Origin of the sequence: Polynucleobacter sp. AP-Jannik-300A-C4, assembly GCF_018688335.1 — a bacterium.
Lineage (GTDB): Bacteria > Pseudomonadota > Gammaproteobacteria > Burkholderiales > Burkholderiaceae > Polynucleobacter.
The window spans coordinates 1817922-1831097 of sequence record NZ_CP061316.1 but is presented as its reverse complement, the minus strand read 5'-3'; the positions used below and the strand labels follow the sequence as shown (position 1 = coordinate 1831097).

General features: G+C 45.7%; 16 protein-coding genes. 13 read left to right on the top strand and 3 right to left on the bottom strand.

Features of this window, described 5'->3' with window-relative positions; all coding sequences use genetic code 11:
* The first annotated feature begins 16 nt into the window (after window positions 1-16).
* The 5 genes from ctaD to FD975_RS09495 are packed head-to-tail and all read left to right on the top strand — an operon-like array spanning window position 17 to window position 3440.
* On the top strand, window positions 17-1642 hold the full coding sequence (ctaD, locus tag FD975_RS09515; RefSeq protein ID WP_215302147.1) for a cytochrome c oxidase subunit I: 1626 nt from the start codon (window positions 17-19) through the stop codon (window positions 1640-1642).
* The gene (locus tag FD975_RS10550; RefSeq protein WP_371743378.1) at window positions 1542-1757 is read left to right on the top strand and encodes a cytochrome oxidase small assembly protein; all 216 of its coding nucleotides are present in this window, start codon (window positions 1542-1544) and stop codon (window positions 1755-1757) included. Before ctaD ends, FD975_RS10550 begins: the two co-directional genes overlap by 101 nt.
* Before the next feature lie 14 nt (window positions 1758-1771).
* Window positions 1772-2365 (top strand): cytochrome c oxidase assembly protein, encoded by a 594-nt coding sequence (locus tag FD975_RS09505; protein ID WP_215302145.1) that lies wholly within the window; start codon window positions 1772-1774, stop codon window positions 2363-2365.
* Window positions 2362-2556: a DUF2970 domain-containing protein gene (locus FD975_RS09500; RefSeq protein ID WP_215302144.1), complete on the top strand. Its 195-nt coding sequence runs from the start codon at window positions 2362-2364 to the stop codon at window positions 2554-2556. Before FD975_RS09505 ends, FD975_RS09500 begins: the two co-directional genes overlap by 4 nt.
* Window positions 2557-2585: 29 nt before the next feature.
* The gene (locus tag FD975_RS09495; RefSeq protein WP_215302143.1) at window positions 2586-3440 is read left to right on the top strand and encodes a cytochrome c oxidase subunit 3; all 855 of its coding nucleotides are present in this window, start codon (window positions 2586-2588) and stop codon (window positions 3438-3440) included.
* A 66-nt stretch (window positions 3441-3506) separates the two neighbouring features.
* Here the strand turns inward: FD975_RS09495 and FD975_RS09490 are convergent, their stop codons facing one another.
* Window positions 3507-3719 (bottom strand): twin transmembrane helix small protein, encoded by a 213-nt coding sequence (locus FD975_RS09490; RefSeq protein WP_215302142.1) that lies wholly within the window; start codon window positions 3717-3719, stop codon window positions 3507-3509.
* Between the two features lie 20 nt (window positions 3720-3739).
* Here FD975_RS09490 and FD975_RS09485 point away from each other — a divergent pair, with 20 nt between their 5' ends.
* Genes FD975_RS09485 through FD975_RS09465 form a run of 5 tightly spaced genes read left to right on the top strand, consistent with a single transcriptional unit; the run spans window position 3740 to window position 7802 of the window.
* On the top strand, window positions 3740-4516 hold the full coding sequence (locus FD975_RS09485) for an SURF1 family protein (RefSeq protein WP_251371521.1): 777 nt from the start codon (window positions 3740-3742) through the stop codon (window positions 4514-4516).
* Entirely contained in the window at window positions 4513-5172 is a 660-nt protein-coding gene (locus FD975_RS09480; protein ID WP_215302141.1) for a hypothetical protein, read from the top strand. The genes FD975_RS09485 and FD975_RS09480 overlap by 4 nt, the downstream gene beginning before the upstream one ends.
* Window positions 5169-6299, top strand: coding sequence for a heme A synthase (locus FD975_RS09475; protein WP_215302140.1), 1131 nt, complete (start codon window positions 5169-5171; stop codon window positions 6297-6299). The genes FD975_RS09480 and FD975_RS09475 overlap by 4 nt, the downstream gene beginning before the upstream one ends.
* The gene (gene cyoE / locus FD975_RS09470) at window positions 6296-7189 is read left to right on the top strand and encodes a heme o synthase (RefSeq protein ID WP_215302139.1); all 894 of its coding nucleotides are present in this window, start codon (window positions 6296-6298) and stop codon (window positions 7187-7189) included. Before FD975_RS09475 ends, cyoE begins: the two co-directional genes overlap by 4 nt.
* Before the next feature lie 7 nt (window positions 7190-7196).
* A complete protein-coding gene (locus tag FD975_RS09465; protein ID WP_215302138.1) occupies window positions 7197-7802 on the top strand; it encodes an SCO family protein in 606 nt (201 codons plus the stop codon).
* A 22-nt stretch (window positions 7803-7824) separates the two neighbouring features.
* Here the strand turns inward: FD975_RS09465 and rpoH are convergent, their stop codons facing one another.
* Entirely contained in the window at window positions 7825-8766 is a 942-nt protein-coding gene (gene rpoH / locus FD975_RS09460; protein ID WP_215302137.1) for an RNA polymerase sigma factor RpoH, read from the bottom strand.
* Between the two features lie 94 nt (window positions 8767-8860).
* Complete coding sequence (ftsY, locus tag FD975_RS09455) at window positions 8861-9751, bottom strand: signal recognition particle-docking protein FtsY (RefSeq protein WP_215302136.1); 891 nt, start codon at window positions 9749-9751, stop codon at window positions 8861-8863.
* Window positions 9752-9813: 62 nt separating this feature from the next.
* Between ftsY and FD975_RS09450 the strand changes: the two genes are divergently transcribed.
* The 3 genes from FD975_RS09450 to rsmD are packed head-to-tail and all read left to right on the top strand — an operon-like array spanning window position 9814 to window position 13154.
* On the top strand, window positions 9814-11199 hold the full coding sequence (locus FD975_RS09450; RefSeq protein WP_215302135.1) for a pitrilysin family protein: 1386 nt from the start codon (window positions 9814-9816) through the stop codon (window positions 11197-11199).
* Window positions 11186-12532: a pitrilysin family protein gene (locus tag FD975_RS09445; RefSeq protein ID WP_215302134.1), complete on the top strand. Its 1347-nt coding sequence runs from the start codon at window positions 11186-11188 to the stop codon at window positions 12530-12532. The genes FD975_RS09450 and FD975_RS09445 overlap by 14 nt, the downstream gene beginning before the upstream one ends.
* Window positions 12525-13154 carry a 16S rRNA (guanine(966)-N(2))-methyltransferase RsmD gene (gene rsmD, locus FD975_RS09440; RefSeq protein WP_215303981.1) on the top strand — a complete coding sequence of 210 codons (630 nt, stop codon included), beginning with the start codon at window positions 12525-12527 and terminating at the stop codon, window positions 13152-13154. The genes FD975_RS09445 and rsmD overlap by 8 nt, the downstream gene beginning before the upstream one ends.
* Window positions 13155-13176 lie beyond the last annotated feature (22 nt).

The following is a 13176-nucleotide window of genomic DNA, read 5'->3' as shown; positions in this document are numbered from 1 at the left end:
TAAACCGGAGTAATCCATGAGCACAGTCTCTACCACCCACGATCACGCACACACCCACGATCACGCACACGATGATCACACGCCACAAGGTTGGCGTCGTTGGTTATTTGCAACCAACCACAAAGACATCGGTACGATGTACCTCATCTTCTCATTCGTGAGTTTGATGGCTGGTGGCGTGATGGCATTGGGCATTCGTTTGGAATTATTCCAACCAGGCTTGCAATTCTTGCGCCCTGAGTTTTTCAACCAGTTAACTACCATGCACGGTTTGGTAATGGTGTTTGGTGCGATCATGCCGGCCTTCGTTGGTTTTGCAAACTGGATGATTCCATTGCAAATCGGTGCATCGGATATGGCCTTTGCTCGTATGAACAACTTTAGTTTCTGGATTCTTCCAGTAGCAGCATGCTTATTGTTTGGTTCATTCTTGGCCCCTGGCGGTGCTCCTGCAGGCGGCTGGACTTTGTATGCTCCATTGACATCACAGATGGGCCCAGGTTTAGACATGGGTATTTTTGCACTCCACTTATTGGGTGCTTCTTCCATCATGGGTTCGATTAACATCATCGTGACTATTTTGAACATGCGCGCTCCTGGCCTGACATTGATGAAGATGCCAATGTTTTGCTGGACTTGGTTGATCACTGCGTATTTGTTGATTGCTGTAATGCCTGTATTGGCTGGCGCAATCACCATGGTCCTCACAGACCGTCATTTCGGTACCTCATTCTTCTCAGCAGTTGGCGGTGGCGACCCAATCATGTTCCAGCATATTTTCTGGTTCTTTGGTCACCCAGAGGTGTACATCATGATTCTTCCTGCATTTGGAATCATTAGCGAAATCGTTCCAGCTTTCTCCAGAAAAACATTGTTTGGCTATAGCTCAATGGTTTATGCAACTGCATCTATCGCGATCTTGTCATTCATTGTTTGGGCTCACCATATGTTTGCAACTGGTATGCCTGTAACAGGTCAGTTGTTCTTCATGTACGCAACGATGTTGATCGCTGTTCCAACTGGCGTGAAGATTTTTAACTGGGTTGCAACGATGTGGAAGGGTTCGATGACTTTCGAAACTCCAATGTTGTGGTCTGTTGGCTTTATCTTCGTATTTACGATGGGTGGTTTCACAGGCTTGATCCTGGCAATGGCTCCAATTGATATTGGTGTTCAAGATACTTATTACGTTGTTGCTCACTTTCACTATGTATTAGTAGCAGGTTCATTATTTGCAATGTTTGCCGGCTTCTACTACTGGTGTCCAAAGTGGACTGGCTACATGGCCAATGAAACTCGTGGCAAGATCCACTTCTGGACTTCCATGATTTTCTTTAACATCACTTTCTTCCCAATGCACTTCTTGGGCTTAGCAGGTATGCCACGTCGCTATGCTGATTATCCAACTCAGTTTGCTGATTTCAATATGATCGCTTCGATCGGTGCACTTGGTTTTGGTTTGTCGCAGGTTTACTTCTTGCTATTCGTTGTCTTGCCTGCTTATAACGCCAAAGGTGAAAAAGCATCCATGAAGCCATGGGATGGCGCAAAAGGTTTGGAGTGGACTATTCCTTCCCCAGCGCCACACCACACATTTGAAACTCCGCCTGATGCTAAAGAGTTGCATGCTGCAGGAATCTAAAGTAGCTAATCACAAATCCCAATCTGCTAATAACCGCAGATTGGGTTTTATCCTTTTAAGCGTTGCCATTGTGTTCTTCATTGGCATCGTGATTAAACGGAGTGTGCTGGGTTAAAGCCTTCTATCAATATGTCTGCAACTGCCTCCATTAACCGTCAGATCATGCTGAAGCTATTGATTGCTTCAGTAATGATGTTTGGTTTTGGATATGCATTAGTGCCGATGTACAAGGCCTTATGTGAAGTGACAGGTATTAATGTGGTCACTAGTAAGAATGACTATGGTATTCGAGCTTACAGCGCTAATAAGGTTGGCAATACTCAAGTAGATTATTCCCGTAAGGTGACTATCGAGTTTGACTCCAATAGCCGTGGCCCATTTACTTTTCGCCCTGTGAAAAACTTTCTTGAAGTACATCCAGGCGAGATGACCGAGATTGTGTATGAAGTGACAAATAACTTGAATCGTCCTGTAGAGGCTCAAGCGATACCAAGTTATGCGCCTAAAAGCGCGATGGAGTTTTTTACTAAATTAGAGTGTTTTTGTTTTCAGCAGCAAACTTTGGCGGCACATGAAATGAAGAAGATGCCGGTCATGTTTGTAATTGATGCAGGACTACCTGCTGATGTGAAAACAATTACTTTGTCATATACCTTTTTTGAGTTAGGTGTTGGTCAGCAGCCAGCGGGCTCAACAACCCCTAAATCGAAAACGGCGTCATGAGTAAAAAAAGTACTTTTATGCAATCCATGGTCGCAGTATTTTGGGCTTTTTTGGGCGTGCGTAAAAAATCAGGATTGCAGGAAGATGTAGCGTCATTAAGTTTTGTTCATATTGTCATTGCGGGAGTTTTGGGTGCCATAATTTTTATGGGCATACTCCTCTTGATAGTTAAAGCAGTTGTGTCCCATTGATTATTTTTTGATTGAATAGAGAGAATAAGATGTCATCCAATTCAACCCCTTACTATTTTGTTCCTGGACTATCTGGTCATCCAGCCTCAGCAGCTTTAGGCTTGCTTGCTTTTGGCGCTGGAATGTCTGGCTGGGTAAACCATGCAGCCTGGGGTGGCCCAGTTACTGCGGTTGGTGTTCTCTGGGTTTTATTTGTTCTCTATAACTGGTTTGGGGATACCATCGCCGAGTCTAACTCTGGTAAGAATGGTGTCAACGTAGATATTTCTTATCGCTGGTCGATGGCTTGGTTCATCTTCTCTGAGATTATGTTCTTTGGCGCATTCTTTGCGGCTTTGTTCTATGCGCGCAATATTGCGATGCCTTGGATGGGTGATGTTGAAAGTAAATTACTCTGGCCTGATTTCACAGCGGTTTGGCCTAATGATGGCCCTGCAGGATTGGTTGAGAAGTTCACGACTATGGGTCCGTGGCCAATCCCTACTATCAATACCTTGCTGCTCTTGTCTTCTGGTGTGACTGTGACTTACGCACATCATGCGATTCGTGAAAGTCATATGAAGCAAGCCATCAATGGCTTGGCTGCAACTGTTGCCTTGGGCGTTGTTTTCTTAGGCTTCCAGATTTATGAGTACTACCATGCTTACCATGCCTTGAATCTGAAGTTAACTTCAGGCATTTATGGCTCAACATTCTTCATGTTGACCGGCTTTCATGGATTCCACGTATTCCTGGGTGGCTTAATGTTGGCTATTGTGTTGCGTCGAATGATTCGTGGTGACTTCACAGCTGAAAATCATTTTGCGTTTGAAGGGGCTGCTTGGTACTGGCACTTCGTTGACGTTGTCTGGCTTGGTCTGTACATCGCTGTTTACTGGATGTAAGGAAATAAAAAATCGGGGCATTAAGCCCCGATTTGCTTTAGATGCTTGCTAGCTTAGGGAGTGGATTTAGTTTGTGCCCACCCGAACGCCACTAGCCTCGATGTATCCAAAGTAGTGGGCAATCAAAATTCCCAAGAAGAGTACTATTGAAAGTCCAATACGCAGCATGAGAGACTGAACCATTCTTGAGCTCCCACCTTTGTCTTTCATCATGAAGTAGAGAGCAGAGCCCAAGCTTCCTACAATCATTAGCAGTGCAACTGGAATAATCCATTTCATCTCAAAATACCCCCGTGAATATGTTTTCTAGCTTAATTACTAGTCGTATAGTCGCTACTTTATCAGCCCTTCTAGTGATTTTAGTGGGCTGTGGAGCAGGCATATGGCAGTTAAATCGGGCGGAACAAAAAATCCGCTTAGGTGAATCGCTTTCTGCCAAATTGCAAATGCCTGTACTGAATGTCAATGCCGATAATTTGACCTTAGAACAGGCTTCAGAGCGCCGTATTCTTGCTCGGGGAAGGTTTGTGCAGGATGAGGTAGTTTGGTTAGATAACCGTCCTCGTCCTATCCCAGAGGGTGGATCTGGTGCTTCTGGGCAATCTGGCTTTTATGTGATGATGCCTTTGAAGTTGGAAGGCCAAGAAGCAGTTCTTTGGGTTAATCGAGGATGGGCGCCTCGTAACAATCAAAATCGTATTGAGCTCCCCCCAGTCAAGACAGCCGATGAGATTGTGACTATTGAGGGTGTTGCATTCCCTCACCCGGGAAGAGTTTATGAATTAGGTCAAAAAGGGGATCCCAAAGCTAGGCCTCGAATTGAGCAAAACTTTGATTTGGCATTAGAAGCTCAAAGCCATGAATGGAAGCAGCTACCTTTCATCGTTCGAGAGTCTGGTTCTTCGAAAGAGGATGGTTTAGTCAGAAATTGGCCCTCTCCAACAAATGGAGTCGATCGCCATTATGCTTATGCCTTTCAGTGGTTTGCATTAGCATTGGCTGGATTTTTATTTTGGCTCATCAATGGGCTTATGAAATACCGGCGAGAGCTAGCGGTAAATGGAGATAGAGTGTGAGTGATAAAGAATTATTGATCCCAGCTTCGCAAATGGATTCTTCCGCAATTAATGCGCAGACCCGCCGTGGCCGGCTGCAGATGTTATTTCTATTGCTAGCTTGTGCAGCACCTGTCATCGCCTCCTATTTGGCGTATTACGTATTTAAGCCAGAGGGTGGAAAAACTAACTTTGGAACTCTTGTTCAGCCAGTGCAAGATATGAATCCTGCTTGGTTTGATATTCCGTTTAATGGCAAGTGGACATTACTCGTTGCAAGGCCAGCTGGTGAATGCACCATTAAGAACGAATCTTGTCTTGAGGCTTTATTTTTAATGCGTCAGTTACGCATTGCAGTTGGTCGTGAGAGTGGCCGCGTTCAGTTAGTTTGGGTCAATACCGATGGCAAGCCAGTTGATCCTGAAGTATTGTTAGCCTACGATCAAAAGACGGCAGGTTTTCAGATTTTGAGTTTGCCGGCAGATACTCAGTTAAAGGCAGAGTTTGATGCATGGCTGAATCGTGACGGCGCTGGTCAGAAAATTCAGTTGATTGACCCGAGCCCAGCCAAGATGATGATATTTCCGGTGACAAATTCTCCAAAAGAATTTGGAAGCATCAAAAAAGATCTGGAAAAACTTTTACGTCTCAATCGTAAGGGTGAAATATTGCAATGAGTGGTTTGTTATTGCTCGCTGAGTTAGCTGCTATTGCAATTGTCTTTGCAGGCCTACCTTTGGTTTATCTCTGGACTAGACCAGGCTATAACTTTTTTCAAAAACTCAATTGGGTTTTAGTCTTCATGACTTTTGACTTGATTGTATTTGGCGCCTTTACTCGTCTAACGGATTCTGGCTTAGGTTGTCCTGATTGGCCTGGGTGCTATGGCACATCAAATCCATGGCATGCGATTGGCGAGATCCAATTGGCTGAGGCTAATATGCCCACAGGACCTGTAACCGTTATCAAGGCTTGGATTGAAATGATCCATCGCTACTTAGCAATGACGGTTGGTGCATTAATTTTGATTCAGGTGGGGGTAGCTTGGAGCAAGTTAAAAAGCTTGGGCAAGCAGCCTTTATTGGGTAGTCTCGCTTTACTGATTTTGGTATGTATTCAGGGTGCATTTGGTGCTTGGACGGTGACACTCAAATTGCAACCCATCATTGTGACTATCCACTTAATGTTGGCTTTAGTTTTACTTGCTTGTTTAACAGCGTATGCGCAGCAAGAGTTTGAAGAGGGAAATTCCTCAGTAGCTCACTCCCAGATCAAGCCACTTTCAGCGAAGTTGCTTTTATTTGCCTCGGTCATCTTATCTATTCAAATCTTTTTGGGCGCGTGGGTAAGTACAAATTATGCTGTACTGGCTTGCCCTGATTTCCCTACTTGCCTGGGTACTTTTATGCCTGAAACTGATTGGCAAGAGGGCTTCACTCTATGGCGTCAGTTAGGCCTGAATGCACAGGGTGAATCTATTTCTCCTGTCGCTTTGCAAACGATTCACTGGGCGCATCGCCTGTTTGCTGTGGTTGCCATTGCAGCTTTAAGTCTTCTCGGGGTCAGCGCTCTCAAGTTAAGTAATCCAGCATTGCCAAAAATGGGAAAGATTGCGAAGTTTTTGCTCGGCTTATTAATTCTTCAGGCGCTAACAGGTATTTCCAATGTGGTCTTCCAATGGCCCTTGCTTGCCGCTTTAATGCATACCGCGGGCTCTGCTGCGCTGGTGTTCTGTTTGGTTCGCCTGACTCAGTGGTCTTCGTGGAGCGCCCCCATTCATATTAAGATGGTTAAATCATTATGAGTAGTCCCACTTCCTCCGCTACTGAAGCGATGCCGCGTTGGCGTCAATACTGGGTGCTCACTAAGCCCCGCGTTACTCTGCTGGCTGTTTTCTGTGCAGTAATCGGAATGTTCCTGGCTACCCCTGGTATGGTTCCTTACCCAGTATTGATTGGTGGTATTTTGGGTATTTGGTTGTTGGCGGGTGCAGCTTTTGCAATGAATTGTTTAATTGAGCAAGCCGTTGATGCCAAGATGAAGCGTACCTCTTGGAGGCCATCTGCAACTGGTGAAGTAACTCCTTTTCACATTACTGTTTTCTCGATCATTCTTGGTAGCCTGGGAATGATCATCTTATGGAACTTCTGCAATCCATTAACGATGTGGCTTACAGTGGCAACTTTTGTAGGTTATGCCGTAATTTATACCTGGTTACTCAAGCCTGCTACACCACAGAATATTGTGATTGGCGGACTCTCTGGCGCCATGCCGCCAGCCTTAGGTTGGGCTGCCGTGACGAATGGCTTATCTGCTGAGGCTTGGCTCTTGGTTCTCATTATTTTTGTGTGGACACCCCCGCACTTTTGGGCGCTTGCTTTATATCGTCGGGATGACTATGTGCAAAGTGGTTTACCAATGCTGCCAGTCACTCATGGTGAGCGCTTCACGCTCCTCAATATCTTGCTCTACACCTTAATATTGATCGCTGCCACTTTGTTGCCTTACATTTACGGCATGAGTGGGCTGGTGTATTTAATTTCCGCAATTATATTGGGCTTAATATTCCTTGCCTATGTGATTGCCTTGTTTGTTTCTTATAGCGATGCACTTGCAAAGAAAACTTTCCGCTTTTCGATTACCTATTTATCTTTGCTATTCGCAGCACTATTAATTGACCACTATTTCATTTGAGTTGAATATGAATTTATCAACACTTTCAAGTCTTCTTGTACGCAGCCTGATGTTGTCAATCATTGGATTGGCTTTGCTAGCCTGCAGTCCCAAGCAGAGCTTTAAAAATGTTGACATCACTGGCGGCAAGGCATTCGGTACTGACTTTAGTCTACTTGACCCTGATGGCAAAGTGCGAACGCTAGCTGACTTCAAAGGTAAAGCAGTTGTGATGTTCTTTGGTTATACGCAGTGTCCAGATATTTGTCCTACGACTCTAACGGAGATGCAGCAAGTGATGACTCTCTTAGGGCCCCAGGCCGATAAGGTTCAAGTGCTATTTGTCACCGTTGATCCCGAGCGAGATAGCGCCAATATTTTGAAGCAATATGTACCAGCGTTTGATTCTCGTTTCTTAGGCCTGCGTCCAGCAGACGAGGCGGCTTTAGAAAAAGTGACCAAGGACTTCAAGATTTACTATAAGAAGGTACCCGGTACGAGTCCTGGCTCATACACCATGGATCACATGGCAGGTAGTTATGCATTCGATCCAGAAGGGCATTTACGCCTGTACATCAAGCATGCGCAAGGTGCTGATACCTTAGCGCAAGACTTGAAAGAGCTACTGAAGTAAAACTTTAGAGAGGTAAGAATGCTTAAGCAGTCTCAGCTTGCAAGAGGCTACGCATCTTTTTGAGAGCAGCAGTCTCAATCTGACGCACACGCTCTGCAGAGATGCCGTATTCACTGGCGAGATCATGCAATGTCTTTGTGCCATTACCATCCGCATCCATTGCCAGCCAACGGGATTGCACAATGTTGCGACTACGCTCATCTAAAGCCATGAGGGCTTGATCAAGTTGTGGGCCATGCAATGCATCGGTTTCAGCCGCCGCCATCATCTCGGTAGGCTCTTGACTATTGTCTGCCAACCATTGAATTGGTGCGTAGGCTGATTCGTCATCGCTGTCATCACCTTCTAAGGCAACATCGCCACCAGCCAGACGCATTTCCATTTCTTTAACGTCAGAACCTTTGACGTCCAGAGCCTTAGCCAATGCCTCAACTTCACTTGGAGTTAGCGCAGCCAAAGTGGGCTTATTGCTGCGTAAATTAAAGAACAACTTACGTTGCGCTTTGGTTGTAGCTACTTTCACTAAACGCCAATTCTTGAGAATGTACTCATGAATCTCAGCCTTAATCCAATGGATTGCGTAAGAGACTAGGCGTGCGCCTTGGTTTGGGTCGTAGCGCTTGACGGCCTTCATTAAACCAATATTGCCCTCTTGAATGAGGTCAGCATGCGGAATGCCATAACCTAAATACTGACGAGCAACAGATACCACCAAGCGAAGGTGTGAGAGAACCAAAGTTTTTGCAGCGTCTACATTTTCAGTACGACGAAATTCTTGCGCGAGGTGAAGCTCCTCTGCAGCACTGAGCATGGGTACGCGATTTACGTACGAGATATAAGAGTCGAGTGTGCCAACCCCAAGGGAAGGCAGCATCGGAAAGGCAAGCGAAGCCGCGGCAGTCTGCGCTGCCGGCAGTGTTTGCCTTGCCTGCAATTGCGGATTGTATGTTTTCTTTTGAACCATTTTCTTTTTATATATTTTAGGTATTAATAGAGTTCTATTTTAGCACTCTTGTCAATAGAGTGCTAATGGTTTTTTACTTCTATAAGTCTATGATTTAATTGAATAATTCAGAAGAATATTGTGCGGCAGTGAAAGGGGCTAAATCGTTAATTCCCTCACCTTTGCCTAGGGCTAAAACCGCTGGTTTTGACCCATCTTTGAGGGTGTGAGCAAGCGCACAGATCACTCCACCTTTAGCGGTGCCATCTAACTTTGTCACGATTAAGGCTGATAGGCCTAAAGCAGCATGAAAGGCCTTTACTTGGCTTAAACCATTTTGACCGGTATTGCCATCAAGAACGAGCAAAGTCTGGTGAGGGGCCCCAGGAAGGGCCTTGCCAATGACTCTTTTAACCTTCTTCAATTCTTCCATGAGATGGTCTTGAGTGGCTAATCTACCCGCGGTATCAATAATCAAAATGTCGCTCTTACGAGATACTGCAGCATGAATCGCGTCATGCGCTACGGCTGCAGCATCACCACTTTCTTGCATGATGACGTCGACTTGGTTGCGCCCACCCCATTCCAGGAGCTGATTGCGTGCAGCCGCTCGGAAAGTATCGCCTGCTGCCAGTAAGACGGACTTGCCTTGTGACTGAAAGAGTTTGCAGATTTTGCCGATGGTGGTGGTCTTACCAGCACCATTGACGCCAATTACTAGCCATATTTCCGGAGTGGTCTTTTGTTCATGAACAAATAAAGGGTTAGGGCTTGGCTCCAAAGGCTTTAGGAGACTCGCCACCTCTTGAATCAGTAGTTGCTTTAGGTCTTCTGGACTACTGGCATTTTCTGATTTGGCAGCCTTGCGAAGTTTGCTAATCAGTTGTTCGGTCGTAGGTAGGCCTACATCACTCAAAATGAGAGATTCTTCTAGGGCATCAAACCAGGCTTCGTCAGTCTGATTCGATTTGAATAGGGATCCGAGGGTTTTACGTAAGCCGAACATAATCGATACAATTTAATTCTTGCATCTTATCAATTAAATTCTTGGGATAGGTGATCTTACAGATGCGCTCCACTTTATTGCGTTTTTCCTTCTTTTTACTGATCTCTTGCTCAGCTGCTTGGGGAGCTCCTGAGGCCGCCCCATCAAATACCCATGAGTTTGTCCTTGCCAATGGGCTGAAGTTGATTGTGCGCGAGGATCATCGAGCACCAACGGTCGCACATATGGTTTGGTACCGCGCCGGTTCAATGGATGAGGTTAACGGCAAAACTGGGGTGGCCCATGTTCTTGAGCACATGATGTTTAAGGGAACTGACAAAGTGAAATCGGGCGAGTTCTCTCGTTTAGTTGCGGCGATGGGCGGTCGTGAAAATGCTTTTACTTCTCGAGATTACACAGCGTATTTCCAGCAAGTTGAAAAGTCTAAGTTAGATGAAGTGATGAAACTGGAAGCGGATCGCATGTCCAATCTCAATTTTGATGATGCAGAGTTTTTAAAAGAAATTCAGGTGGTGATGGAAGAGCGTCGTTTGCGTACTGAAGATAATCCCACCAGCTTGCTATATGAATCACTGATGGCTACTGCATTCATGAGCTCGCCTTATCGTCATCCAGTAGTTGGCTGGATGAATGACCTGGTGAATATGAAAGCCGCTGATGCACGTGATTGGTATCGTAGTTGGTATAAACCGAATAATGCAACAGTAGTGATTGCTGGTGATGTTGATCCTAAAGTCATTTTGCAAGCAGCAGAAAAATATTATGGAGCTGCTTCTGCAAGAGAGTTGCCAGATCGCAAGCCCCAGATTGAACCTCCACAAAAAGGAATTAAGCGAGTTCAGGTTAAGGCACCCGCAGATAGCGCACAGCTGGCAATGGCCTGGAAGGCGCCCAAGTTACAAGTAGGAAAGTTAGATGATGACGAGCCTTATGCACTGGAATTGTTGGCTGCAGTACTTGACGGTTATGACAATGCACGCCTCAATCGCGCACTGGTAAAGCAGGAACGTGTAGTCAATGATGTGAGTGTCGGTTACGACATGGTCTCAAGAGGCCCAGAACTTTTTGTAATTAGCACCAGCATGGCTAAAGGAAAAACAGTGGGGCAGGCTGAGAGCAGTATTCGGAAGGCTCTGAAAGAAATTGTCGATAAAGGAATTCTAGAGTCAGAGCTCAAGCGCATTAAGGTACGCATTCTGTCTGATCAGATTTATAAGCGCGACTCGATCTTTGGTCAGGCAATGGAAATTGGCAGCACAGAGATGGCGGGATTCTCATGGAGGGATATTGATGTGATGTTGGATAAGATGCAAAAAATCACTCCTACACAAGTTCAAGCCGTTGCAAAAAAATATTTGGTAGATGAGGGTCTGACCATTGCAGTGCTAGATCCACAGGGACGTCAGTCCGCTGAGAGCAAGCAAGGGGGTAATCATGCTGCTAAATAAATTAATCAAGCAGGCTTGTCTTACATTCGCACTGATAGCAGTAGTCAGCACCTCTGCCCATGCAATATTGCCGATTGAAAAGTTAGACTCATTCAAGGGCGCACAGGCTTATCTAGTTCAAACCAAATCGCTACCGATGGTCGATATTGAAATCAGTATTGATGCAGGCGATCGTTATGATCCATCAGCCAAGAGTGGCTTAGCTACTGTGGTTGGGCAGTTGATGAACTATGGTGCCAAGTCAGAGAAGGGTTTGTTGAATGAGGCGCAGATTGCTGATGAGATTGCTGATTTAGGTGCAAACCTTGGTATATCTGTCAGCGGTGAGCGTGCCATCATGCGCATTCGGACTTTAAGTCGTAAAGATTTGCGTGATCGCGCCGTTCAATTGGCATCAGCCATGTTGAGTGCCCCTACTTACGATGCCAGAATCTTAGCCCGTGAGAAGCAAAGAATGACTACTGCATTGTTAGAGTCGGAGACAAAGCCGGAGTCAGTATTAGATCGTCGTTTTAGAAAATTGGTTTATGGTGACTATCCCTTGGCTAATTCACCAACGGTGCGAAGTATTGCCAATATCAGCGCAACTGACTTGCAGCAGTTTCATAAGCAGTTTTATCGGGGCGATCGGATGATCGTCAGCATTGTTGGTGATGTGAGTAAAGTCGAGGCCGCTGAAATCGTTCAGGGTTTATTGCAAAGAGTGCCTCAGTCTGGACCTGCTATTGCCAAGCTGCCAGAGTTTGAGCGCTCACCAGTCGAGCCTTTAAGTCAACGCGAAGTCACCATTCCATTTGACACGCAGCAAGCCCATATTGCGATGGGAATGACTGCAGTTACTCGCAGTAATCCTGATTATTTTCCATTGCTAGTTGGGAACTATGTCTTGGGGGGAGGAGGGTTTGTCTCACGCCTGATGTCAGAGGTTCGTGAGAAGCGTGGCCTTGCTTATAGTGTGTTCAGTTATTTTGCGCCCGGTAAAGATGTGGGGATATTTCAGGCGGGCGTGCAGACTAAGAGTGATCAAGCTACTTTGGCTCTTGAAGTGATGAGTTCTACCATTGCACAATTTATTGCTAATGGACCGATGCAATCTGAACTTGACGCTGCTAAGGCAAATTTAATCAATGGCTATCCTTTGAGAATTGATAACAATCGCAAGCTGCTTGATAACGTGTCATCTATTGCTTGGAATAACTTGCCGCTCGACACGATGGATGTATGGACTAAGCAAGTGGAGATGGTGAGCTTGGACCAAGTCAAGGAGGCATTCCAAAAATACTTGGCTATGGACCGAATGAAGATTGTGGTGTTAGGGGCTAAAAATAAATAAACCCACAAAGCCGGCTTCATCAGGTAAGCGCCCTGAGCCTCCTCAGAAAATTCGCATTATTGGTGGAGTGTGGCGTAGTCGTTTACTGAGTGTGTTGGATCTATCTGGTCTACGTCCCACTACAGATCGCGTTCGGGAAACCTTATTTAATTGGCTTGGCCAGGATCTGGTGGGTTTGCGTTGCTTAGATTTGTTTGCAGGAACTGGCGCCTTAGGTTTTGAGGCTGCTTCACGACATGCCAGTTCAGTGACTTTGTTAGAAAAGGATAAGAGGGCGCATGCAAAGCTTTTGGCTAACTATGCTTTGCTACAGTCATCCCCTGCTCCTGGATCAGTACAGATTGTGCACAGAGATAGCTTGGAGTTTTTAAAGCAACAAGCTGATCGCTCTAGTAATTTGATCTTTATTGATCCACCCTTTCGGGAGGAGAGCTTATTAAACCAAGCCTTAGTAGAGGCCGCTCGCGTTTGCGATGACAGTCCCGGCGGGGGAATTTACGTCGAGTTTCCGTCTAGTCGCTCACGTGATGAGATCGAAGCGCTGGTGCCCGAATGGCATTGTGGGAAATACCTAGAGGCTGGGCAGGTAAAAGCTTGTCTATTTCGCTCGAAGAGGGACTAAACTCTTGCCTGTAGCTGAAAAA